This window comes from Shewanella sp. A22 (assembly GCF_053850585.1).
Genome location: NZ_JBSQBN010000064.1, coordinates 1 through 25,476, shown reverse-complemented (window position 1 = coordinate 25,476; position 25,476 = coordinate 1). Strand labels below are relative to the sequence as shown.

Genomic DNA, 25,476 nt, shown 5'->3' with positions numbered 1-25,476 from the left:
TCAGATTCTCGGGGATTATTATTCTACAGGCTGCTTGAACAAGCAGTGCGTTCTAAGCCGATAACGTACCAATCAATTAAAGATCGATAACCACAATATATAGTGGTTGGTTGTGCTAAGTGGATAGGCCTTCAATTTATACATTTATATAGTTCAGAGGGTTATCGCAATCAAAGCAAAAAGAAGTTATGTTAATCATCATAAAATTGGGTGGTATAGTTAACTAACTGGAATTTCTCCAAAAATGACGTTTCAACGTCTTTTTCATACATAAAGCTACTTGGTTGTTTTTTGAGCTTGTAGGGTGTCGATGTCTGTGATCTAATAGACATTATTCACCTACAGTAAATTGTTATGGCCAACTACAAGCCTGATTTATCCTGTCAAAGTAAATTCATTCCTATCAATTTTTCAGAGCAAATTCTGCCTGGTACATTTGAGTATGCCCTTTGTTATATTATCGAAAATAAACTCGATTTATCGGGGTTTGATACTTGGTATCACAATATCATAAAAATGGGTGGCATAATTATTAAGTATCAAAAAATAATCAGTCTAAAAGAATAGAAAATATAAGCCGTCAAGGGCTAAAACAATTAGATTTTAATCAACTATCGATGGTTTCTGGAGGAAAGCCAAAATTAACCACTATTTGTGATAACCAGGGTAACAATTGTGCAGAACCAGTTCTCGATTGTTAAGGCTATAAAGTCGTAACTATAAGTACCAGGATGGAAAGTCCTGGTACTTTTAAGGGTAAGTGTCCGCCAAACCACACCTTCGATGGTTAAATTCTCTTCTATATACAGCTCTGAGGAGCAGTTGACAACAATCAATGCTGCTCTGTATGTTCAACTGATCTATGCATACTCATATTGCTCGAATAATGATCACGCCTTAGCCCTGAGTGTGGCTGCTGGAGGCTAGATACTTCTGGCCACCAAGTTAGCTAACGATTAGGTGGCGAAAAATCAGCCAGATATTATAGTTTTAGTTATCAGCTTTCCGTCGCTTCCAGTAATTACGATGATGTTATCACCTTTCGACAAAAACACTGATTTCTTATCTTTTGAAGATGAAACAATTATTCTGTCAATTGGCACTTCATCTGCATTATTAATTTTGAATACTTCAAACATACATGGGAACATATCCTTGCAGTCGCTAGGTGTAATGCTATGTGGTAATCGACCTAAATCAGCCCAATCAGGACGACCTTGTTGATAGGTAGTTCTCGGCCAAAAAACTGAAATATCCCATCTATTAGGATTTGAACTCCAAACTTGTTTATTGTTTAGAAAAACAAAAGGTGTTTTTAACGTACTCTTTTTGGCAGCCATTGTGTATGTTGGATGCTCATATAATTCATCGCTTTTTTCCATACGCTTCGTTTGGTCAACAGTGAGCGTTTCAAGTCCAGTGATTGCTTTTAATTTACTTGCTAACCACTCATCCTCTCTTATATGGGCATAGCCGACATGAATAAGAACTTTAGCTTTGGGGTTTTTATCGAAAATCTTTTCTTTAATGGATAGTGCAGCATTAGTTTCACGTTCTTCAATTGTATTTAACTTTCTCGGCTTGTAATTATCATAAGATATTATTTGGAAGCCCATTTCTTTTGCTTTGAGTATTAGATTTGCAAATATAGGTTCTTGTGTATAGTAGCCAGCTTTGCTAGTGATATAACCATTTTTAATTTTCTTAGATGCATTATTGTTAAGTGATTCAGCAGCAATATAACGAAAGCCTTGTTTCCATAACCCATCAAGTAATCGGTAAGTTAATACTCTGTGTTGACTTCTATCGTGGGCTTCATTAATCATTACTATTTGATGGGTTTCAGCTTTTTTCAGAATTTGATGAATTGCATCTTTAACTTCAAATTGTGTTAAATCATCCAAAGTGGAAGTGTTCTCACTTGAGCTTCTATCGTTAGAGATAAGTACTTCCTTGTATTGACCAGCAAACGAATAATAAACGCTAAGTTCCTGCATTAAAATATCAAATGCAACAGAATCAACCTTGTATTCTTTCGATAAAGCTTCAATAAGCGGAAGCTTTTCAACTAGACTTGTTCCCTGGGATATTTCTTGGACTTTTTTGCCAACTTTAACAGCTTCCAATAAAAATAGTTCAGTATCAGTATTCGCTGAACAATAGGTAGTGAATAGAATGAAAATTAGTAATAGAGACTTTATCACGGTAATTCCTTTTAGGTGTATTCCATTATGCTTAAGTAGTTAGCTAACGTCTTAGTATTTATGTGTAACATAGTTTGCAGGGCGTAAATCACTTGTTGGACTAGACCCTAGCTACATCCAAGTTGTTTAGTTATTATGTGCTGCTGACATTATTTATGCTATAGAAATTTGCTTTTTCTGGGTGTTTTTTATACAGTTCATAATTAATTGATATGGCTTGGTCTTTGTATCCTCAATATCATTGTTCTTGTCTTTAATTAAAAAAACAAACAAGAAGTACTGAGAGCCAAAGGATAACCGACACACTTGGTATAGATTGAAGAGGCGGTTGCTTATATGCCTCAGGTTCTAACACTATCAGCCGAGGCAACACCATCATTATCCGAGCAAGTTGAACATATAGAGCAGTATTGTTTGTTATCAACTGATCCTCAGACCAGTATATAGTAGAGTTCTTAACCAACCAATGTCTACAAACGTGATTAGATTTTTTATTTCTTATTTAAGGATGGCCTTCATGATGGTTTGAGATACTTTATCTAATCAATACCCGTGACATTAGACTAAATACCCTAAGCGGTTTCTGTCCATTTTCAAGTTAGCGTGGCCAACACATTTCTGCCCCTTTCCTTGTTATAGCCTGTTGGCTGAAGCCTTTACCAGAAACTTTTTTGGATAATTTATTCTAATGTGATAAAGGCGGTTACAAGAACACTACTAATATTGGGTGTTTGTGATACATAACAAGCTTAGTTTTATGCACACATTAGCATTTTCATCAATTGTCAGATCAATTTTGTACTCAATCAGCAAGTAAGGAATAGGGGTTACAATCAACCAAACTATAGGGGTACGTTGTACTCATTGTTCGCGCTGGTCATAGCGATAGCAATGCCCTGAATAGTTAACGGCACCCAGAAAACCCCAAGGTTCAACAATAATGATATTGGCTCGGGCGCTTGAAGATTGGCCATATTACAGCTGTTGCTGTATATTTGCTTCATACTTGTTACCCCCAATTACAATGGTTATATATTTTATTTAAAGGAATAAATTTAATGAAAAAAATTGCTTTTTATTTTGTGGTAACAGCCATATTAACAATGGTGGCTATCTACAGTTCCCCGACTTATTCATACCCATCTGTTAATGCTATTAACTCTGTTTATTGTCATAATTGTGATGACATTGATTACAAAAATAAAGCAATAACTAGATCTAAATCCCTTGCTTTTATTTCAGATGATTATGGCGAACCTGAGTACACCTATGTAAACGTATTTGATATTAATAATGAGGCAATGAAAAGTTACTTGGTTAGTAGGTCTGAGTCACCATTTTTCCCTAGTTTGGTCTATAATGCTAGGGAAGTACTTCCGGAACCAACTATTAAATCCGAATGGGAGGCGTTAACTTCGGAGTTAAACCTTATTTTCAGCAATCCTTTTATTTCAGATGAGAATGGAATGGCTTTTCTGTCAGATGAAAAAACTAGGAATAAAGTCTTTAATAGATTAAACAATCAGTGGTATGGAATTATTCTTGGAGCCTCCCAAACAATACGGATATTAGATAGTGTAGTAGGAGTTTTTCCTAATAACGCAGTGTATAATAGGATGAAAATAACGTTCAAAGATAATGTAGAATTGATTATATCGATTGCGGATGTTGAGCAATTGACGTTAGGAGATTTGTTTACCGGTAATGCAGTTTTTGTATATGTTCAAGATTCAGCGTATATCGTAGATGAAGATGGTTACTTAGTTAAATTGCCTGATGATATGAATGAAGCTAATACTGTTAGAAACGTAAAATTTTCTGGACTTAATACGGCCAATAAGTTTGCATTATTTGTGGGCGGCTTGAGGTCATCTGGAGCAACAAATTGCTCAGTGGTTAAAACAACTGTCACAGATAAAGATGGAAGTGAGCGTGTTGTGTATGTTTATAGTTGCGTTTAATCTGTAAGAAGGGTTACTTATAATGGAAATTACACCGACATTAATTGGTCAAGTATTGATGTTTGCAATCATAGTTTTGTTTCCAATGAAATTTATTTTAACATCAAGTTTGTCACAAACAAAAAAACTGTTTTGGGTGCTATTATTTTTATTGTTACCTATCATTATGCCTGTGATATTCACAATATTAATAAATCATCAAGATAAAAAATCAATATAATTAATCGTTATCAGCGTTGGCTATTGTTAATTGATAGCCAGCGCTCATGGAGCGAGAATGCGAATTTTTCAAACAATTACAATGGTTGATTTGACTATTACATTTTATAAAACGTAATCCCGCTCTGCGCTTTAAATTGTGTTACGGTAAAAATAGAAATATTTTTCTTGGCTTAACTGCGTAGTCATTCACTTATCTATTACCAGCCCAAATTTTTTCACCGAGCAATAGTTTGAATCGATCCTATCGAGAAATGGACACCTTAACGCGGCGTTGATCCATAGGAATATTCACCTATAACTCACATAGTAGAGCAAAAGTCCTAACGCAGAAATGTCCATAAGTGAGTCAGAAGCCATGATTGAAAATGGATAAATTCAACTTTGAAATTGAGGCCGTTGAAGACTCTTTATAAAAGAATGCGTGAGCTAGCCATGCATGACGGGCTAGCTTTCGCGGTACAGGTTGCTCTTTGGTATCTGACCCATATGGATATGGGAAATGTCATTATGATGTCGGGAACATCATAGACCATGCCATCACGACATTCGAGGATCCATTCACATCAGATGTACCATCGAAAGCGTTAGCATTTTCACTCTTTATTGTAAAATGGGCCGAAGCAGGATTCAAATGAAGCCAAAAGCTGGATCAATTTCCGTCGCAATTTTTTCGCTGCTGTTGTTTGGTTAAATAGCGAAAATGTTGCCGGAACGGCAGGGGTGATCCAAGAGGGGATTGCTGTTGATCCCCTTTTGGCCCGTGCAGGGTGGAACCTTGCGATTTTAATTCAAACGAAGTTTGAAAAGTCTGATATCGGCGAAGCGCTACGACGTTAGTGGCCGCAGGCCATAAATACAAACTCGTTTGGTTACTTACCATCAAAAGTAAACGACTGACCTGCAAGTGCGGCCTCGTACATTAACCCACCTTTAGTGGCGGTAAATATGGCCATGCCGTTGATATAGGCTGCGGTTGCGGCATGATTACTGCCTGCTTGTCCTGCCCCAGCGGAATTACCAGTGGTACCCACTTGAGCATTAGCGCCAACGTTAATCGCGACTGCCGATGCTTGTGCGCTAAATTCAAAGCTTCCACTGGTGAAATCATTCAATGCTTTAGCATCTTTAAAGAAGATGATTTCACTATAAGCTTGCCCACCTAGCTGAAACCCAATAGAGAGCTGGGTTAATGTGGAGTCACCTATGTATGAGCCAGCTTGATACACTCGGCCGTTGCCGTATGCTGCGCCAATGCCAATACCACCTTTGGCGACACTAGGGAATATGGCATAGCCATATGCGCTATTAAATAAATGTCTGCTTTCATTGGCCTTTTTGAAGTTAGTAATGGCATCGTTATAAGCTTCTTCATTAGCAAAACTAGGCGCAGTAAACGCGAAGCTTAATAACACGAGTAGACTGGAAAGTACTACACTAATTGAACGTTTCATAAATAACCTCATAGACTAAATTGTCATGATAAAAACTCACCTTAGGGTAGCATACCCCTTAAGTGACGCGAGTTAATAAACATTTATAATCGGTAATGTTAGCGATTGCTAATTTTGTTTGGTTATTACCAGTAATGAGCGGGTTTGTGAAGGACTATTTTTGTTTGTCGCCTTGGTTTGCGCTACTGACATTGGCGGTGTCACTTTTGTTTTCATCTTGCATTAAATCCTGTAAATAGGTCATTTCTTCATTGTTGAGTAATGGGGCGTTGTTGGTTGGTGTTTGGTTGGTTGCGTTAATTGTGCCACGTAAATAGGCAGCTCGAGTAACTTGTTGAATGCCATATAATGCAAACACATATACGGTAAGTAATAGACTCAAGCGGGTGACTGCTTGGATTAAAAAGGGGATTGAGTCACCTAGATAGAAAGGTAAATAAACCAACATAATACGCAGTAGCCAATTAATCAGAATGCCTATGGTTAATACACTTAACCAACGAAATCGAATCACTTGTAAGTTAAGCTGCCTTTTGGCCAAATATTGAGGGCGGTATTGGGATAATAAACGATATATTGCCCAGAAATAGCCAATAGTTTGCAGCATTAATAGTATCGGCAAGAGTACTGCTAATACATTGATTATACTCAAATCACTTAATAAACTTAAGGTGGTAGTTGAGATGTTAGGGCCAATGCTGATATGAAATAACACCGTTGAACTGGTAACTAACGCAGTAATAATGGCACTGGCAAAATGCTTTATGAGTAGTGGCTTATAGTCTTGTTCTGTCAGGCTGCTTTTACAATATAAATACAGCATTGGCATGAGTAAAAAATAGATTGGAATAAACAATGTAAGGGTTAAATGTATTGGAATTGGGGTGGTTTCTGGGGTAAGTAAACCGGTTAAAAAGTAACAACCAATAAGTAAAAATATCCCCGCCAGCAGGCTATGACTACGAGTGGTACTTTGGTAAATATAATGAACATACAGGCCAACACCAAGGCAATGAATGCCTCCGAGTAAGGAGAGCCACCAGTATGTTTGGATGAATAAATCGTTAAATTGGTTCATTTTCACTCTCTTTGACGATAGTGAATACTAACCTACTTTCTATTAACCGAGTAGTTTTCGATTATTAACTTTGCTTAGCTTTACGCAAATGGCGGTTTGAGGCCTTTTCTGGTGGTAAACCTGGAGTGGGTTTGCGTTCTGCAAGTAAATGCTTAATCGCCATAATGGGATGTGGTAGTAGCATTCTTGGACCCGCAAACATCATTATTTCTCGCGCTCTTTGTTTCATGTGGGGTTTGTAACAATGTACAGGGCATTTATTGCAAGTCGGCTTATCTTGGCCGTATGGGCAACGGTCTAAGCGGGTATTTGCGTAATTTAAAAACTCACAGCATTGTGGGCACACTCCTTGTGACGGTTTGAGCGGATGATGTGCTTTACAATAGATTTCGACCATAGCTTGCATTGTTCGAAACTCGTAGAGTAATTTTCCGCTTAGTAATTCTTCATCACTCATAGTGTTATCTCTTATTCTATACCTTAGTAAATTAGTCGGATATTTGTAGTGTAAACTTGGCTATATGGCCTGACAAATTGAGCATATTTAACTTTGAACTTAAGCTCAAAATAGTTTTTTTTGAGGTCGGGATCGCAAAAATGATCGAAACAAATGTTAAATGACCAGTAATCGACAACTTGTGACAGATTAAAATAGATAAATACTTGATTTTATAGTATACATTGAAACGATAATGGGAAGTGCTTAAAAAAAGCACAGCGCTTAGGAATCTGCGCGTTATCATTAAAACCGTTACGTTGCCTTACAATGAATACCGTTGTAAGTGCGATAAAATCATGCGCTATGGCGCATCATTAGCAAGGTGGAAGCCTAATGAAGGTAATTTTAATTCTCATATTGGTTGCAATTGCTCTGTATTTGTATAGACGGACTCAAGCGGTAGCAAAGCAAGAGATTGATGAAAACGAGAGTAGTGCGGCGCCGCATTCATCATCAAAAGACGTCGCTCAACCTACAGTAATAGCTGAAAAAGAGTCTGTTGAGGAGCCCGTATCGCTTAGCGATGACACTGTCGAAGCGACCACTGCGGTAGACGTTGAAACGGAGCCAGAAGTAACATCATCAGATGGTCTGCATACTGACGCAACGCCTTCGCCAGAGGCTCCTCTAAACGATACTGCTACAGTAGCAGAAGCTAGCCCATTAGAGGTTAAATCAAACGCGACAGAAATAAACCAATCGGCAACAGAGGAGCAAGGGCAACAGCTACACCTTGATAATGTCGAAGGGGATTGGGCCAGCGATAGTTTTCTGCAGCAGGTTGAAGCAGCTAACGGTGCGACTGATCTTCAAAGCCAGCATCGCGACCTAGTCAGTGTGATCAATCATTGTTATAAGATGCGTAAACAAGCAGATTATTGCCAATATGGTGCAGCATTGCAGTTAACCTATTTAGGGTTATATCGCTCATTACATCAACAAAATACCGCTCAAAAAAGCACTGATGCAATCAAATCACCCGCATTTATGCAATTATCGACATTGTTAAACGATGTTGGTCAATTTGATGAGGCGATTAATGTGTGCCAGCAAGCGCTTGAATACCAGCTAACCGATGGTACGGTTACTGGATTTGAAGGGCGAATAAAACGTATCGAAAAAGCGAAAGCCAAAGCGAGCTAACAGGCTAATCAATACTGTTGGATGGATATCAGGTATGATATTCAAAAGGAAAGCGAACCTTGGTTCGCTTTTTTGTTGCTTCAAATCCAATGCTTTCAAGGTTTAAAATGACATTAATGATTCATACATGGACTAAAATATTGCTAATTTCTGCCGCTGTAATTGCACTTTCTGGTTGTATTCGTACCCCTGAATGGACCTTGTTTTATGTTGCAGATCAAACACCATTACCGACAGAAATTGCTGTGCAAGACCACATATCCGGTTATTACAATTCGTTGGAGCAATGCCAAGCAAAAGGCGCAGGAATGTTACGTTTACAGGCTTCATCAGTGCCTGCCGAGAAAGCTTTTATATGCGGAGAGTTGTGCCAGGTTGATGATCAACAGCAACTGCAGTGTAAAAGCCAAGTCGTTGGAATAAAGTATGATGCAGTTTAAGCAAGATTTCTTCGAGCAATTAGAAGGCTTCTACTCACAAGTTTATCCTTTACCAATGAGTAACCCTAATTGGCTTGGTTGGAGTGAGGATGCTGCAAAACTCATTGGTTTAGAAAAACCCAATAATGAATTGTTGATGCAGTTGTCGGCTAACGATTCGGCTCCAGGCGCGAGTTATTATGCCCAAGTGTATAGTGGTCATCAATTTGGTGGTTATACCCCAAGGTTAGGCGACGGTCGCTCAATTATATTAGGTGAAGCTATTGGCCCTAATGGAGCTTGGGATGTGGCGTTAAAAGGGGGCGGCCCAACGCCGTATTCTCGCCAAGGTGATGGTCGGGCTGTGATGCGCTCGGCAGTACGGGAGTTTTTAGTGTCAGAAGCGCTTGCGGCGCTAAATATCCCCACCAGCCGTGCGCTAGCTGTTATTGGTTCTGATTTACCCGTGTGGCGAGAAAGCCAAGAAACCGCAGCAATAACGGTTCGCTTAGCAAAAAGTCATATTCGTTTTGGTCATTTTGAATATTTTTGCCATAGTGAACAAGGCGATGCTGATAAATTAACTCAACTGCTTAATTTTACAATACAGCAGCATTTTCCACATTTATCAACGGATGCCGCAGGCTATAAACAGTGGTTTTATGAGGTGGTACATTCTACTGCAAAAATGATTGCCCACTGGCAGTCTGTCGGTTTTGCTCATGGCGTGATGAATACCGACAACATGTCGATACTGGGTGATACCTTTGATTTTGGTCCGTTTGCATTCTTAGATACTTTTAAAGAAGGCTTTATTTGTAATCACTCTGATCATGAAGGCCGCTATGCTTATGGCCAGCAACCTGGAGTAGGTTTATGGAACCTCAAACGTTTGGCCCAAGCGCTGACGCCTGTTATCGAGTCTGATGATTTAATTGCCGCGCTAAATACCTATCAATCAGTATTGGTTCAGCAATATTTAAGCTTGATGCGAGCCAAAGTAGGGTTGCAGCTACCAGCTCATTCAAGTGCGTTCAGCCCAGAAGCGCAAGCTGAACTTGATAAACAAGATTTGCACTTGTTAGGGGAATTTACAGTATTGCTTGAAACGAATCAGCTTGACTACACTAACAGTTTTCGCCGCTTTGGTCAGTTGGACCCAAATGGTTCACATCCAACATTGCGAGAGGATATGGTTGATCTTGCTGGCTTTGACAATTGGTATCTTGCCTACCAAAAAAGAGTGGGTGAGGTTGCTGATGTGGATGCGTGGCAATGTGAGCGTAATAGTGCTAATCCTAAGTACATTTTGCGTAATTACCTCGCACAAGAAGCCATTATCGCGATTGAAGAAAACGGTGATGACAGTAAATTATTGCAACTTCAGCAACTGTTATGTCGTCCTTATGATGAACAACCCGAGATGGAAGATTTTGCCAAACGCCCACCACAATGGGGACAAGGCTTAATTATGTCTTGCAGCAGTTAATTGATGTATTTTACCTGAGTCAATTTATGAAATTATTGTCAGCCAAGTTAGATCATGCCGCATTAAGTATTGTTATTCGTGCTGAAGTGGATTTTGAGCAATTTGAACGTTTTGCAGAGCCGTTAGCTGCTGCACTTGATTGCGAAGTTCGTGAGCGCCAATGGGGCGCCGATCGGCATCAATGGTTATTAAATTTTGAAGGCAGCCCTTTATGGTTACATTATGAGTTTTATGGTGATATTTGTTGGATTTCCACCGACAGTGCTAACGATTTAGACGTATTAGCGTTTTTATTAACGCTACTTGCTCCACATATTCAAACCAATTAAGAAGGCACACATGGATAACCGTATAGGCGCAGAGTTTCATTTTCAGGCATTGAGACCCGATCTCATTTTAGATGCTATTGAAAGTATTGGCGTCTTCCCTGAAACGGGCTTATTAGCGTTAAACAGTTACGAAAATAGAGTATATCAATTTCGTTGCGACCAAGGTGTTCGTTATGTGGTGAAGTTTTATCGGCCACATCGTTGGAGTAATGAGCAAATTCAAGAAGAGCACGATTATGCTTTGGCATTAGCGGCTGAAGACATCCCAATTGCAGTACCGGTTGTTATTGATGGAAAAACCTTATTTGAATATCAAGGGTATCGTTTTGGGCTTTTCCCTTCAATAGGTGGACGTGCATTTGAAGTGGACAACTTAGAGCAACTTGAATCGGTTGGGCGTTTTATTGGTCGTATTCATCAATACGGTGCAAGACAGCCTTTTGTTTATCGAGAACCGCTTACTCCAGCCATTTTGGGGGATGAGTCTTATCGTTACTTACGCGAGAGTGGTATTGTTTCCAGTGCAATGCAAAACGCATTTTTTACGGTCGTTGAACAGGTTTTAGATAAAGCTAAACAGATTTGGCAGCAACACAGCTTTACCTCAATACGTCTGCATGGCGATTTGCATCCGAGTAATATTTTATGGACACCGGACGGACCTGGTTTTGTTGATTTAGACGATGCAAGGCAAGGCCCTGCAGTACAAGACCTGTGGATGATGCTCACTGGCGATCGGCAGCAACAGTTACTACAAATTGATATTTTATTAGAAGGATATCAAGAGTTTTGTGACTTTGACGCTAAACAGCTAGCGTTAATTGAGCCATTAAGGGCATTTAGGATGGTGCACTATAATGCATGGTTAGCGAAACGTTGGCAGGACCCCGCATTTCCGATGAACTTTCCATGGTTTGCAGATCTGAAGTATTGGGAGCAACAAACGTTGGCATTTAAAGAACAGCTGTCTGCGCTTAACGAGGCGCCATTAAGTTTACCCAGTTTTAATTAACAATGTTTCATAATCACTATCGAATTGTATTTAGTTACAAATACAATTGGCCAGAGATTGAGTTACAGGCTTACGCTAGACTATGATAGAGCCAGCGTATTTAAATTTTGCCTATACAGAAGGAAGTAAAATGAAAAAAGCATTACTGATGGCCGCAGCACTATTATTAGCGCCAATGGCTGCAATGGCTGCTGATTATAAAGAAGGTGTACATTACACTGTAATTAATGACGGCCCAGAAACAGCTAAGCCAGAAATTACTGAGTTTTTCTCATTCTATTGCCCACATTGTTTTAATTTTGCTAAAACAGTTGTTCCTAAGATTGAAGCAAACTTGCCAGATGGTGTCGAATTTAATCAAGCTCACGTAGAGTTTATTGGTCGCCAAATGGGCGTGGAAATGTCTCGTGCATTTGCTATCGCAGAGCAACTTAATGTGAAAGATAAAATCGAGCCAGCATTATTTAGTGCTATTCACGATAAGCGTCAACAGTTTACTCGTCCAGATGATATCAGAGCATTATTTATTGCTAATGGGGTAGATGCTAAAGCATATGATGCTGCAGCCAACTCATTTATGGTTAATGCGAAGATGTCTAAAATGAAACGAGATACCGAAAACGCGAAAATTTCGGGTGTTCCTTCACTGGTTGTTAATGGTAAATACCGTGTAGAAACGGGTTCAATTAAATCTTATGATGAATTAATTGATATCGCATTTTACCTAACATCAATGAATAAAAAGTAATCTCTCATTGATGCTATAAATCACCTCTTATCCTAAAAGAGTCACTAAGGAGCTTCGGCTCCTTTTTTACGCTTAAAATATATTATTGTTGGATGAGCTAAAATAGCGGATTGAATGTTAAAGAGTAAAAAAAGGCAAAAAAAAACCGTATATCTATAAAAGACAATACGGTGATGAGTCAAATGACTCTTTTTTACCCTGAGTAACGCGGTGATATTAACATGGCGTCAAAATATTGGCAAGCGACATTAAAGTGTCGCTTTTTGTTTTATATGATTTGTATGAACAAAAAATAATCACTCAGTGATGAAACTCTTTGGTAAACAAGCAGTCCAAATTGACAGTATCAAAGTTGTGTTTAACAGAAAGCGGGAAGTGGTTGATATCACGTTTATATTGTTTAGGTTATACACGGCTTATCGTTAGTTATTCCATAGTATTTTGTGCAGGTTATTTTTTTGGAGGAAGCCGTATGAGAATGTTCCCTGTTTATGCACCTAAATTGATTGTTAAGCATGTAAGGATCTTTCTAAGTGGGGTTATTTGGGTAAAAGATTTAGGCTTGCTCGAATTTGATAACGGTCGTTTTTTACAGACGAAAAAAAGCCTGCCACAAGTGAAGCAGGCTATCAGTGAATTGAATGCCTTAATTGAGGCGCAATCAAGGCAGCATCAATCCATTTAAATTTCGTTATTTAATAAACCAACAAGGCCATTGACCTTATCACTCCAAGAGTTAAGGTCTTGCTGCAATTGTTGGTTTTTTTGTGTCAATTCTTGTTGCTGCGACATCAATGTTTCGTTCTTTTGCTTCTCTTCATCAAGCTCCATTTTTAATAGCTCAATATTTTCGAGAGTTGCCTGGATTTTGTTTTCCAGTTGGGACAATAATTCAAGGCTCATGGGGAGTCCTATACGTTTCTGGATGGAATCCCGATTCTAGCAGTGACAAGGCCTATAGGAATAGCCTTTAAAACTAAGTGGCTAAAAAATATTCAATAAATAGGCCTATATTGTGCTTTATCTAAGATCGCGCTATTTTCATCTGCTAACCTAAGCAGCAAAAGACTTTTTATGACAATTACCAGACTCGATGTTAACACTCGTATGAGCAGCATTGTAATCCATAACAATACCGTTTATTTATGTGGCCAAGTTGCAAAAGATAAACTCTCTGATATAAAAAACCAAACCGTTACTATGCTTGAAGAAGTTGATAGTTTACTTTACCAAGCAGGGAGTCGACGCGATCATATTTTGTCTGCCACTATTTATCTTAAAGACATGACCGATTACGATGCAATGAATCAGGTTTGGGATAATTGGTTACCTGCAGGTCATGCTCCCGCAAGAGTTTGTGTGCAGGCTGCTATTGCAGAGCCTGAATATTTGGTTGAAATAGCGGTCATTGCCGCAGTTGTTGAGTCGTTATAGCGCACGTACTGACACATTTTGTCTGTCGTAATATGAATAAACACTTAAGTTCGGGGTAGGGTGATGATTACATTTATTATTATATCCTCATCTCTTATCTCGTGTTCAGGGTAAATATATTGATGCTTGTTACGTTCATTTGACGTATTTTGATCTAGGATGTAGAGCTGCTACTTGACATTAATCTCTCGCCTCCATAGTCTGCAAGCTCAGTTTTTAAGGTGGTATGCAATGGACATAAAATATAATTTAAAATCTGCGTTAGAGCGTCGCACTGAACCCTTTAAGCCTGAAGGCGATGTGGGGTTCGGTAAGTTACGTACTGACCACATGTTTTTAATGGATTATTGTGATGGTCAATGGTGTGATCCACGCATAGTCCCTTACGGCCCGTTTGAAATGGCGCCAGGTGCAATGTCGTTGCATTATGGTCAATCGATTTTTGAAGGTGCTAAAGCCTTTATGCATGAAGACGGTGAAATATACACTTTCCGTCTAAACAAGAATGCTGAGCGTATGAATCGTTCTGCCGATATTGTGTGTATTCCTAATATAGATGAAGCTATGCAGCTTAAAGGAATTAACGCGCTTATTGATGTTGATCGTTTGTGGTTCCCACAGCAACAAGGTGCGTGTTTATATATTCGACCTTTTATTTTTGCAACGGAAGATCGTTTGTCTGTTAGCCCAAGCCAACAATACACTTTCTGCGTAATGCTAAGCCCTTCTGGCGCCTATTATGCCTCAGGGGTTAATAATGGTATTCGCTTGTTAATCAGTACTAAGTATCACCGTGCAGTATCTGGTGGAACTGGTGCTTCTAAAGCTGCTGGTAACTATGCTGCCTCGCTACGCGCAGGTAAAGCCGCTGTAGAATATGGTGCATCGCAGGTATTGTATTTAGATTCAACCAATACTCAAATTGAAGAAGCTGGCGCGATGAATCATTTCCATATTTTAAAAGATGGCACTGTGATTATTCCGACATTCACTGACACCATTTTAAAATCCATTACCTCTCAGTCTATTATGGAACTTGGGGATATGTTGGGCTGTGAAGTGAGGCAAGAGACTGTCATGCTGGATAAGTTTATTGCGGATATTGAATCAGGTGAAATTATTGAAGCTGGTGGGTTTGGTACTGCTGCCGTGGTGTCTCCTGTGAGCTCATATATCTTTGAAGATGGACGGGTTGTGACTGTTGGCGATGGTAAAGTGGGCCCTAATATTCAGCGTATTTATAAGCTGTTTACAGAACTCCAAAAAGGCCATGTTGCTGCTCCGCAAGGCTGGGTTAAACGCGTGGAACGTGTTGCACCATAGTTCATTTAAACGCATTGATATAGGTTTAAGAAAGCTCCTGAGTGGAGCTTTTTTAATCGACTTTGTCTTGGGTTAATAATGCTAAACAGTCTTTAGCATTTATGGGCTTACTAAGTAGGAACCCTTGCACTTGATCGCAGCCACCTTCTCGTAAGAATGTTAACTGCTCTTGAGTTTCGACCCCTTCTGCTACTACATTCAACTCTAAGCTGTGGGCTAAGGTAATGATTGCGCTAGTGATAGCAGCGTCGTCTGGATCTTCTGTAATGTCGCGCACAAATTCACGATCAATTTTTAAGGTATCAATCGGGAAACGTTTTAAATAGCTTAAACTGGAGTAGCCTGTTCCGAAATCGTCCACCGCTATAGTTAATCCTAACGCTTTTAATTGTGCCAGCACTGCAACTGAATCTTTTGGATTACCCATGATCATCGATTCAGTTAACTCAAGCTCTAGCGCACTTGCAGGTAAACCTGATACCGCTAGGGCGACTTCTATGGTAGAAATGATATCGGCTTTCAGCTGTCTTGCTGAGAGGTTTACGGCAACCGAGATATGCTCAAAACCCAAGCTATGCCATTGTGCAAGCTGACTACAGGCTTGGTTGATAGCCCAGTGGCCAATTTGATTAATCATGCCCGTTTCTTCTGCCATTGGGATAAATTCAACGGGAGAAATAAAGCCAAGTTCAGGACTTTCCCAACGTAACAATGCTTCCAGTCCGATGATTTTTTCGGTTTTAACATCATATTTAGGTTGATAAACCAAATACAGCTCATTCTCTTGAATGGCTTTTTTAAGCCCCGCTTCTAGTTGAACATGACGCGTAGCATACTGATTCAATTTCTCGGTATAGAATTGGAAGTTATTACGTCCTAACGATTTAGCGTGATACATAGCGGTATCAGCATATTTAATTAACGAGCTGGTGTCTTGAGCATCTTCAGGATACAGGCTGATACCTATTGATGGCGATATCGTTAGGACTTTGTCATCAAGTAAGAAAGGTGTTTGAAATGCATGCAGTACTTTTTCAGCAATAATTGTTGCCGCTTTTGTTTTGGCCACACCTTCCAAAATAATGGTAAATTCATCGCCACCTAAACGCGCAACAGTATCGCCGTCACGTATGGCATTTTGTAGCCGATGGGCGACGGCTTTTAGCAATAAGTCGCCAACGTGATGACCCATCGAATCGTTAATGTGTTTAAAGCGGTCTAAGTCTAAGAATAGCAGTGCAACAATGCTTTCAGCTCGATGAGCCTTAGTTACTGCTTGATTTAGGCGGTCTTGGAACAGGGTACGGTTAGGTAACCCCGTTAATGGATCAAAGTTAGCTAATACACGTAAGTCTTCTTCAGCTTTTTTACGCGCAGTTATATCGGTAAACACCGCCACAAAATGGCTGGTTTCACCTTTGTTATCGATAACTTGATTGATTTCAAGCCAGGCAAGAATGCCGCGACGGTCGCGGGTTCTTATCTTGATTTCGCCAGCCCAATGCTTGTGTCTTAACAACTGGGTTTCTACTGAGTTATAAAACTCACGAGATTGCTTACCCATGGTTAAAAATAGAAAATGTTTGCCGACAACGTCACGGTGTTTAAAGCCGGTAATACGACTGAAAGCCGGATTGACTGAACGTATTTGGTAGTCGAGCTCACCAACGACAACAGCTTCATTCATACTAAACAGAACTTGTGATGATAGCTTTAATTCGTTTTCAGTGACTTTTCGGCTGGTAATGTCTTTATGGGTGCCCGCCATTCGGAGTGGGTTGTTATCGTCATCACGTTCAACAACTTGTCCGCGATCTAATAACCATGACCATTCGCCTGGTGATGATTCAATACGATATTCAGCTTCAAAGAACTCTGTCTCACCATTTAAGTGATCATTGAGTAACTTTTGAACCCTAGATTGATCTTCTGAATGAATACTTTTAGTCAATAATTGATCTTTTTGGGTAAAGTTCATCGGTTCGACCATATTGGTACGATAAACGATATCTTCTTTGATATTCCAGTCCCACATACCGTCTCCAGAAGCCCATAGTGCTAACTTTAGGCGCTCTTCAGAAGCACGGATACTGCTATCGAATTCGCGTTGTTTAACTCGCTTTTTCTTTTGCGCAATAAAAAATAAAGCAACCAGTAACAGCGCAATAAAAGCATACAGTGCGTAAGCAAAATGTGTCATGTAGAAAGGTGGAACCACCGATACATTGACATTTAAGGTGTAATTACTGTACTGATTGGCGCCAAGAGCATGACGGACAATTAATTCGTAATCTCCTGGAGGAAGATTGGTATAAGTGATTTTATTACCACGGCTTAACTCATGCCAAACGGTATCAAAACCGCTGAGAAAGTAACTAAAACGGTTTAAGCCAGGGTAACCAAAATTTAATGAGCTGACTTCAAAGCTAATTAATTGCTTCTCGTATGGCATGATAATGTTAGGCGCTTGGCTTAAATCGAGTATCGGGTGTGACGTTTCGCCAATGGTGTATTTTGTTAGCGCTAATTTAGTCTCTGGTAGTTGTTTAGGGATCTGGTGGGGGCTAAATTGATTTAATCCTCGAATACCGCCAAACCATAAATCACCGTTACTGTCTTTAAATTTAACTGAACCGTTAAACTCGCTACCTTGTAAGCCTTCATATCGGTTATAAGATACGTAAGTGTTTGTTTCAGGTGTAAAACGTGAAATCCCGCTATTAGTACTTAGCCAAAGATCATGTTGCGAATCTTCCAAAATGGCATAAACCGTATTACTACTGTTATCGGCATTGACATCTTTGCGATCAAATTTAAACGTGCCATCTTCAATCGTTAATTTATCTATGCCACCATGAGTTGCTACCCAAAAGTCACCGTTGTCAGTGAGTAAGAAGTCGCGGACACGATCATCACTTAAACTGTATGGGTTGTCAGGATTGTGATTGAGCCAGTCTAGTTTTTTTGCCTCAGGATCGAGCCGTACCACTCCGCCCATAGTGCCTAACCACAGGTAGCCTTGGCTAAAATATAATTTGAGAATTTGATACTTAAAAGGAGAGTATTCTGCTTGAAACCCAAAGTCATATGGCAACATTATTTTGCTTTGCGGTGCAATATAATATAACCCTTGGGAGCTAGCCATCCATAAACGACCATCATTATCAAAGGCTAAACTACGGAATTTGCTATCTCTATGAGGTTGCTTATTAGCTGGCTTTATTTGTTGTAGGGTATTGTTATCTAAATTAAATACTCCTAGGTTTGTCGCAAACCATAACGTGTCGTTCGGACCTTGCACTATATCGTGAACAATAAGCGAAAGTTGGTCTTCTGGAATGGCGAGTAACTGGCTAAATAACCGGTTGATGTAGTGATAGTTATTATCACCCGGAACAAGATATTTTACCCCAACGCCCTCTGTGCCAATCCAAAGACGTTGTTGATTATCTCTAAAAATGCTTCGGATCATATTTGCCATTCTAGGTAAATTGGAATGGTAATCGTAGAGGTGGTGAAAGTATTGATGATTGATATTGAGCTTGTCTATACCTGAATAGTCTGTCCCTATCCATAATGTGCCTGTGGGATCGAGCATTAATGTTTGTAAGTTATTTGCGCTGATACTATTGAGCGTACGTGAATTATGTTTATAAACCGTGCTTTGCCATTTCTCACCATCATAATCGAGCTGAATTAATCCCGAGTTATTGCCAATAGCCCATAATTGATTGTCATTTTTGACTACAAATTGCTCGATTGTCTTTTTATCGCCTTGGCGGTTTTCTCGTGACCAAATCAGTTCTTTTTGATGAGTGTCTAGGTTGTAGTGCCAAATTTGATTTTCTATCGCAAGCCAAACTGAATATATAGAGCTTGATTTTATTTCATTTACGGTTTTACTCACGGGGATATCGAGGCGAATAATGGTATTACTATCAATGGCAAATGTGCCATGAGATTGGGTTCCAACGACTATGTATTTGTTATCAATATTAGCAATGCTAGTCACATTTGGAGTTATATTATTTCCTAAGCTAACTGGAATGGCTTTTTCAGTTTTTTGGGACAGAATGAATAAACCTGAGCGTGTTCCTACCCAAAGAGTATCGCCAATTACCGCGAGATGGGTTATTTGTAATTCAGTTAAGCCTTGAGCTTGTTTGAAGGACGTAAACTCTCCGTTAGTGAGGTTGAGTCGATTGAGGCCATTATTGTAAGTGCCTACCCATAAATCACCATCAGATGATTGCACTATGTCGGTGATAAAATTACCCGAAATTGAGTTACTGCTTTCTTGCTGTTTTAAATATAAATTAAATTCAACCCCATTGTAGCTATGCAAGCCATCTTGGGTGCCTATCCATAACATTCCCGAACTATCCATAAACAGGCGGGTGATCGAATTTTGGTTGAGGCCATTGATGGTATCAAAGTGTTCAAATTTTACTTCGGATAAGGCATCGTATGGATCATTTTGCGCAGTAACAGGCACTGAAAAACTCAATGTTATGGCTAACATTAGGCAGTGAGCTAAAAGTGTAAATACACGAAAATTCAAATTTCACCTATAAAGTTACATTGAAAAAGGCTGCTACAGATCGTTAGTGATGATAACAGTAAAACCCTACTTATTCAGTTGTTAAATAGTTTTATCAATCGCGTTACAGATTAACTCTTTTTCCATGTAAAACGGATAGTTTTGCTCGCGCAATGCGATATAACACTCTTTTTTGGTTGTTTTTAGAGCGGTTTAAGTCTTTTGTTCTTGTTGTTGATGCGTTTTTATAATGTCGTCGATTTGCTGATCTTTTTCAAACCACAGTTGGTTTAGCCAACGTTGAAATTCAACACGGGTTTCGGGGCTTGAAAAGTAAACGGCAGAGTCTACTCGTGGTACGGGCAGGGCCTCAATCCGCACAACGACTTTTTTGGTGCGGCCATGCATGACGTTAGTTAGTACATTCTCTGACGTTTCGGGATACACCAACGTAATATTTAATAGGCTGGTAAATTGTTCGCCCATGGCAGACAGTGTGAATGCAATGCCGCTTGCTTTAGGGCGTAATAAGTGTCGATAAGGTGAATTTTGACGTATGCGCTTTTCTTCGGTAAAACGACTACCTTCGACATAATTAATGATTGATGTAGGCATATGCTTAAAGCGTTCACAGGCTTTGCGAGTCGTTTCAAGATCTTTACCTTTTAACTTTGGATTTTTTTTTAATTTTGCTGCACTGGTGCGGTTCATAAATGGCATGTCGAGTGCCCAGCAACCTAGCCCCATTATTGGCACATAAAGGAGTTCTTTCTTCAAAAAGAACTTTAACATTGGAATATGGTTGCGTAATAAATATGTTTGGGCAGCAATATCAAAGCCGCTGACATGGTTACTGATTAATAAATACCAACCGTTCGGGTCAAGTTTTTCCAACCCTTTGACATCCCATTCAATATTTGAAATTAAATATAGAATGCCGCCGTTGCATGTTGCCCATGCCCACATAAAACGGTTCATTATATGTGTTAATAAACGGCGTATTGGTAAAAATGGCAGTAGCAACTTAACTATGCCGCCAATTGTTAACAATGAACTCCATAAAAGGGTATTAATGATTAATAGTGATAGGCTGATAATAAACAACACTGGACCAGGTAAAAAACTCAGCATACTTGTTATACCTTTGGTTTTGCTTGTGAGGCAAAGTTTTGTAGTTGCAGGTCCTTTTCAAGCCAAAGCTGATTAAGCTGTTCTTGAAAGTTAATTTTAAACTCACGATCTTTTAAATAATCTCCTCGCATTTGCTGAGGAATGTCGGTGATTTTGATATCCACTCTCACGTCAGATAGCGCACCACAGATATATTGCCAATAGGTTGGTACTGTATCTGGATAATAGATGGTGACATTGACTAGTTTATTAATGTGTTCTCCCATGGCTGATAGTGCGAAAGCCATCCCGCCAGCTTTGGGTTTTAAGAGATGTTGAAAAGGGGAGGCTTGTTTATCATGTTTAGCTGCACTAAAACGCGTACCTTCGACAAAGTTCATGATACTGACAGGCTTGGTTTTGAATTTTTCACATGCTTTGCGTGTTATTTCAATGTCTTTGCCTTTTAACTTAGGATTTTTTCGCAATTGTGCAGTGCTATAACGGCGCATAAATGGAAAATCTAATGCCCACCACGCTAGACCGAGTACGGGAACGAAAATCAGTTCTTGTTTAAGGAAGAATTTCAAAAAAGGAATTTTACGATTAAATACCCGTTGTAAGATGAGGATGTCGACCCAAGACTGGTGGTTGGCAATGACCATGTACCATTCTTTTTCAGAAAAAGATTGGTCGCCTGTGACATGAATGCGCATCGGATGAAAAACGGTTTCGACCACAGTGTTAACACTGATCCATGCTGTCGCGCAATTATCCAGAATATAACTACATATTTTTTGAATAAAACCCATTGGGATCAATTTTACAATACTGAACGCCAAGATAGGGATGGTCCAAAAAATGGTATTAAATAAATAGCATAAGAATGCGATTGAACCTTTTATTTTCGAAAGCAGCGGCATTTTTCTCTCCTATTAAACGGAGGGCTATGTTACTCGTTGTCGCTGTTTTGCTCAATCAATACGATAGGTTAAATTACGCTTATTGCTGATTCAGTTTTGCCAGTAATCGGTCCATTGCCCGATAACCAAGGGCTTGAGCAATGTGACTGCGTTCGGTAGTGGGAGATTGTTGTAGGTCGGCAATGGTGCGTGATACCCGTTGAATACGATGAAAGCTACGTACGGATAAACCCAAACTCACGACACTTTGTTCTAAAAAAGCGAGATCGGGTTGAGTGATCGCACCGTCTTGTTTGAGTTGCTTTGGGGTTAATTCACTATTTAATACACCTGAGCGGTTGAGTTGCTGGTCGCGTGCTTGTTTTACACGCTGGGCTATTTCTGCACTGGATTCAGTGGGGGTATGCTGTTGAGTTAATGTGCCAGCAGGAAGTTTTGGTACATCTACGGTTAAATCAAAACGATCTAAAAAAGGCCCCGATAAACGGGATAAATAGCGTTGAATTTGATCCGGAGTTGAACGGGCTCGTTCGGTATCGCCACAAGGGCTTGGGTTCATTGCTGCAATCAGTTGAAACCGACTTGAAAATGTCAGTTTTGCGGCCGCTCGGGAAATCTCAACTTGGCCAGTCTCCAGTGGTTCTCTTAAGCAATCGAGTACTTTTCGAGGAAACTCGGCGATTTCGTCAAGAAACAGTACTCCACGATGTGCCAATGATATTTCACCTGGTTTGGGGTGACTACCGCCACCAATAAGTGCAATAGAAGAGCAGGTATGATGTGGTGACCGAAAAGGACGGTTCAAGAAGTTCTGCGGTTTGACTTCGAGTCCTGCAACAGAGTGAATGGCGGCAACTTCAATGGCTTCGTCGTAGGTAAGCTTTGGCAATAATGGAATAATGCGATTGGCTAACATACTTTTCCCCGTTCCTGGTGGCCCTAGAAAAAGCATGTTATGTCCGCCAGCTGCGGCGATTTCAAGACCTTGTTTTGCTTGATATTGGCCGATCACATCGCTCATACACAGTGACGGTTGTATTTCGGGCTCCTCAATCCATTCGGGTAAGGTATCTAACAGTGGTAATTGTGCTTGGCCATGCAAAAAAGCTGCTAAGTTTTGTAAGTGGGCGACAAAATAACTGTGGTTATAACCAACCAGTTCGGCTTCATGACGGTTTTCAATGGGCATAAAGAAGTGGTGTTGATCATTGCGAGCCGCAATAATTGCCGGTAATAAGCCGCTACAAGGGCGAATTAACCCTGACAGTGCGAGTTCGCCAACAAATTCACATTGGTGTAGTGCTTTGGCTGGCACTTGATTTGATGCCGCGAGTATTCCCACCGCAATCGGTAAATCATATCGTCCGCCTTGTTTGGGTAAATCTGCGGGGGCTAAATTGACGGTAATGCGTTTTTGTGGAAACTCAAAACCGGCATTAATCAGTGCACTTCTGACACGCTCTTTAGCTTCTTTGACAGAGGTTTCTGGTAACCCAACTAGATTAAACGCAGGTAAACCGTTACTTAAATGCACTTCAACAGTGACTCTTGGTGCTTCTACACCGCAACTTGCTCGAGTAAATACACAGGCTATCGCCATTAACAAATCCTTTTGTTTGAATAGTATACAAATGAAGAGGTGTTTATAGTCTAGCAGCGATGTTTTTTTTTGCGTGATAAAGGCGATATAACTCATATAAAGTTATCTTTATAAGCTAGTTTAAATGACTGATGTTGAGTAGAATACCGTCGCTTTATCGTCTACTAGAATAGATTATTGATTGGTCTGTTATAGTGAAACGCGATAATGACTTTCCACCACTTATACTTCTATGTGTATTGAATCATTAGTCCTGTTAGTTTAGATGTGAAATAACCGGCTGTGATCATACATTTGCCTATGACGCGACAATGATATGCACATTCATTCCTGATATTTTGGCTAGTATTCAGGTAAAGGTAAACTATGAGCCTCTCTGATAATTTATTGATCATCTTGTGCCTAATCGGCATTAGTTGTTTTTTTTCTATGTCTGAAATTGCCCTTGCGGCATCACGAAAAATGCGTTTGCAGTTAATGGCAGATGAGGGCGATTTACGTGCCATCAAAGTGCTCAAATTACAGGCTCATCCGGGCAGCTTTTTTACCGTTGTACAAATCGGACTTAATGCCGTTGCGATTATGGGCGGTATTGTTGGTGAGTCGGCTTTTAGGCCTCACTTTGAACAATTTCTATTGCCTTTATTAGGGGCCGAATGGGGGGTGCAATTAAGTTTTGTTTGTTCATTTGTCACGGTCACATCACTATTTATTCTGTTTGCGGATTTAATGCCTAAACGGATTGCGATGGTGATCCCTGAGCAGGTTGCGGTTACTTTTGTGATGCCAATTATTCTATGCATTAAAGTATTAAAACCGTTTGTATGGATCTTTAATGGTTTGGCCAACGCAATTTTTAAATTATTGCAAGTGCCAACGGCGCGTAACGACCAAGTGACCCATGATGATATCTACGCCATGATGAGCGCAGGTACAGAAGCTGGGGTGATCGACAAAGGCGAGCAACAAATGATGGAAAACGTGTTTGAGATGCAATCAGTGTCGGTGACATCTGCAATGACGGCGCGCGAAAGTTTGGTGTACTTTTTACTACAAGATACTGAAGAGGATATTAAGCAAAAAATTGCCAAAAACCCGCATAACAAATTTTTGGTGTGTGATGGGCAGTTAGACATGATTAAAGGCTTTGTTGATGCAAAAGAGTTGTTGATTAGGGTAATTAACGGCGAGAACATCACTTTAAAAGGCAGTACGTTGGTGCATAACTGTTTAATTATCCCAGACACCTTAACGTTGTCTGAGTCGATGGAGTATTTTAAGAATAATCGCGCCGACTTTGCCGTCGTCATGAACGAGTATGCCTTAGTTGTCGGCATTGTGACCACCAACGATTTGCAAAGTGCAGTAATGGGGGCGTGGTCTTTACATGAAAGTGAAGAGCAAATTGTGGCCCGCGATGGTAACTCTTGGTTAGTTGATGGTGTCACACCAATTACTGATGTTATGCGTGCGTTTAGTATTGAGGTTTTTCCACAAAATCAAAATTATGAAACGATAGCCGGTTTTATGATGTACATGCTGCGTAAAATACCTAAGCGGACTGATTTTGTTAATTATGCGGGATATAAATTTGAAGTGGTGGACATTGATTCATACAAAGTCGACCAATTGTTAGTGACCCGCATAGACATTGATACACCGCCAATACCTTAGGGCCTGTTGATCTTTCAAGGTTGTTTTTGCAGCGAATTGTTGGTCATTTGTACAAAGAAGAGACTTTGCGGTGTCGTTATTCTACATAAAAAGTCGATAATGCAGTAAAAATGACCAACAAACACTGCCCGAAGGGTTCGGCTAAAAACGTTTTACTCTTTGTTGAGTCCTCTTCGTTAAGTAAAAGTAGCTTATACCAATCTCATTAAATATCTGGTCAGTTCAGAGTCTCTCAGGTTTTTCAATTCAAGGCACATTGATGTAGAAATGGTTGTTGCCTTTTAAATCGATGTAACACAGAAGTGGAATACCTGAGA

General features: G+C 39.8%; 20 protein-coding genes and 1 pseudogene. 12 read left to right on the top strand and 9 right to left on the bottom strand.

Annotated elements, in window-relative coordinates:
- Positions 1 to 354: 354 nt before the first annotated feature.
- A pseudogene (locus ACWXWT_RS12595) lies at positions 355 to 507 on the top strand (transposase); the annotation flags it as partial.
- A gap of 464 nt (positions 508 to 971) precedes the next feature.
- Here the strand turns inward: ACWXWT_RS12595 and ACWXWT_RS12590 are convergent.
- A complete protein-coding gene (locus tag ACWXWT_RS12590; RefSeq protein ID WP_456041924.1) occupies positions 972 to 2,204 on the bottom strand; it encodes a hypothetical protein in 1,233 nt (410 codons plus the stop codon).
- Positions 2,205 to 3,262: 1,058 nt separating this feature from the next.
- Here ACWXWT_RS12590 and ACWXWT_RS12585 point away from each other — a divergent pair.
- Positions 3,263 to 4,165 carry a hypothetical protein gene (locus ACWXWT_RS12585; RefSeq protein WP_456041923.1) on the top strand — a complete coding sequence of 301 codons (903 nt, stop codon included), beginning with the start codon at positions 3,263 to 3,265 and terminating at the stop codon, positions 4,163 to 4,165.
- Positions 4,166 to 5,256: 1,091 nt separating this feature from the next.
- On the opposite strand, the gene ACWXWT_RS12580 is transcribed toward ACWXWT_RS12585, so the two are convergent.
- The 3 genes from ACWXWT_RS12580 to ACWXWT_RS12570 form a co-directional block, all read right to left on the bottom strand.
- Positions 5,257 to 5,838 carry a lipid-binding SYLF domain-containing protein gene (locus ACWXWT_RS12580; RefSeq protein WP_456041922.1) on the bottom strand — a complete coding sequence of 194 codons (582 nt, stop codon included), beginning with the start codon at positions 5,836 to 5,838 and terminating at the stop codon, positions 5,257 to 5,259.
- 154 nt (positions 5,839 to 5,992) lie between these two features.
- Positions 5,993 to 6,916: a hypothetical protein gene (locus ACWXWT_RS12575; RefSeq protein WP_456041921.1), complete on the bottom strand. Its 924-nt coding sequence runs from the start codon at positions 6,914 to 6,916 to the stop codon at positions 5,993 to 5,995.
- A 64-nt stretch (positions 6,917 to 6,980) separates the two neighbouring features.
- Positions 6,981 to 7,373, bottom strand: coding sequence for a nitrous oxide-stimulated promoter family protein (locus ACWXWT_RS12570; protein WP_456041920.1), 393 nt, complete (start codon positions 7,371 to 7,373; stop codon positions 6,981 to 6,983).
- 375 nt (positions 7,374 to 7,748) lie between these two features.
- Here ACWXWT_RS12570 and ACWXWT_RS12565 point away from each other — a divergent pair, with 375 nt between their 5' ends.
- The 7 genes from ACWXWT_RS12565 to ACWXWT_RS12535 all read left to right on the top strand — a co-directional run bounded on the left by ACWXWT_RS12565 (position 7,749) and on the right by ACWXWT_RS12535 (position 13,240).
- Positions 7,749 to 8,558: a hypothetical protein gene (locus ACWXWT_RS12565; protein ID WP_456041919.1), complete on the top strand. Its 810-nt coding sequence runs from the start codon at positions 7,749 to 7,751 to the stop codon at positions 8,556 to 8,558.
- A gap of 107 nt (positions 8,559 to 8,665) precedes the next feature.
- The gene (locus ACWXWT_RS12560) at positions 8,666 to 8,998 is read left to right on the top strand and encodes a hypothetical protein (RefSeq protein WP_456041918.1); all 333 of its coding nucleotides are present in this window, start codon (positions 8,666 to 8,668) and stop codon (positions 8,996 to 8,998) included.
- A complete protein-coding gene (locus tag ACWXWT_RS12555; protein WP_456041926.1) occupies positions 8,988 to 10,466 on the top strand; it encodes a protein adenylyltransferase SelO in 1,479 nt (492 codons plus the stop codon). Before ACWXWT_RS12560 ends, ACWXWT_RS12555 begins: the two co-directional genes overlap by 11 nt.
- A 26-nt stretch (positions 10,467 to 10,492) precedes the next feature.
- Entirely contained in the window at positions 10,493 to 10,795 is a 303-nt protein-coding gene (locus ACWXWT_RS12550) for a DUF3630 family protein (RefSeq protein WP_456041917.1), read from the top strand.
- 10 nt (positions 10,796 to 10,805) lie between these two features.
- Positions 10,806 to 11,807, top strand: a complete 1,002-nt coding sequence (locus ACWXWT_RS12545; RefSeq protein ID WP_456041916.1) for a serine/threonine protein kinase — start codon at positions 10,806 to 10,808, stop codon at positions 11,805 to 11,807.
- Positions 11,808 to 11,937: 130 nt separating this feature from the next.
- The gene (locus ACWXWT_RS12540) at positions 11,938 to 12,555 is read left to right on the top strand and encodes a thiol:disulfide interchange protein DsbA/DsbL (RefSeq protein ID WP_456041915.1); all 618 of its coding nucleotides are present in this window, start codon (positions 11,938 to 11,940) and stop codon (positions 12,553 to 12,555) included.
- Between the two features lie 472 nt (positions 12,556 to 13,027).
- Complete coding sequence (locus ACWXWT_RS12535; RefSeq protein ID WP_456041914.1) at positions 13,028 to 13,240, top strand: DUF1107 domain-containing protein; 213 nt, start codon at positions 13,028 to 13,030, stop codon at positions 13,238 to 13,240.
- Here the strand turns inward: ACWXWT_RS12535 and ACWXWT_RS12530 are convergent.
- Positions 13,237 to 13,458, bottom strand: a complete 222-nt coding sequence (locus ACWXWT_RS12530; protein WP_456041913.1) for a cell division protein ZapB — start codon at positions 13,456 to 13,458, stop codon at positions 13,237 to 13,239. The genes ACWXWT_RS12535 and ACWXWT_RS12530 overlap by 4 nt on opposite strands.
- Before the next feature lie 171 nt (positions 13,459 to 13,629).
- Here ACWXWT_RS12530 and ACWXWT_RS12525 point away from each other — a divergent pair, with 171 nt between their 5' ends.
- Complete coding sequence (locus tag ACWXWT_RS12525) at positions 13,630 to 13,989, top strand: RidA family protein (RefSeq protein WP_456041912.1); 360 nt, start codon at positions 13,630 to 13,632, stop codon at positions 13,987 to 13,989.
- A 231-nt stretch (positions 13,990 to 14,220) separates the two neighbouring features.
- Positions 14,221 to 15,312, top strand: coding sequence for a branched-chain amino acid aminotransferase (locus ACWXWT_RS12520; RefSeq protein ID WP_456041911.1), 1,092 nt, complete (start codon positions 14,221 to 14,223; stop codon positions 15,310 to 15,312).
- A gap of 52 nt (positions 15,313 to 15,364) precedes the next feature.
- Here the strand turns inward: ACWXWT_RS12520 and ACWXWT_RS12515 are convergent, their stop codons facing one another.
- The 4 genes from ACWXWT_RS12515 to ACWXWT_RS12500 form a co-directional block, all read right to left on the bottom strand.
- The gene (locus ACWXWT_RS12515; RefSeq protein WP_456041925.1) at positions 15,365 to 19,834 is read right to left on the bottom strand and encodes an EAL domain-containing protein; all 4,470 of its coding nucleotides are present in this window, start codon (positions 19,832 to 19,834) and stop codon (positions 15,365 to 15,367) included.
- 231 nt (positions 19,835 to 20,065) lie between these two features.
- Positions 20,066 to 20,983, bottom strand: coding sequence for an acyltransferase (locus ACWXWT_RS12510; protein WP_456041910.1), 918 nt, complete (start codon positions 20,981 to 20,983; stop codon positions 20,066 to 20,068).
- 5 nt (positions 20,984 to 20,988) lie between these two features.
- Positions 20,989 to 21,885, bottom strand: coding sequence for an acyltransferase (locus ACWXWT_RS12505; protein ID WP_456041909.1), 897 nt, complete (start codon positions 21,883 to 21,885; stop codon positions 20,989 to 20,991).
- 79 nt (positions 21,886 to 21,964) lie between these two features.
- The gene (locus tag ACWXWT_RS12500; RefSeq protein ID WP_456041908.1) at positions 21,965 to 23,485 is read right to left on the bottom strand and encodes a YifB family Mg chelatase-like AAA ATPase; all 1,521 of its coding nucleotides are present in this window, start codon (positions 23,483 to 23,485) and stop codon (positions 21,965 to 21,967) included.
- 366 nt (positions 23,486 to 23,851) lie between these two features.
- Here ACWXWT_RS12500 and ACWXWT_RS12495 point away from each other — a divergent pair, with 366 nt between their 5' ends.
- Entirely contained in the window at positions 23,852 to 25,159 is a 1,308-nt protein-coding gene (locus ACWXWT_RS12495) for a hemolysin family protein (RefSeq protein WP_456041907.1), read from the top strand.
- Positions 25,160 to 25,476: the final 317 nt, after the last annotated feature.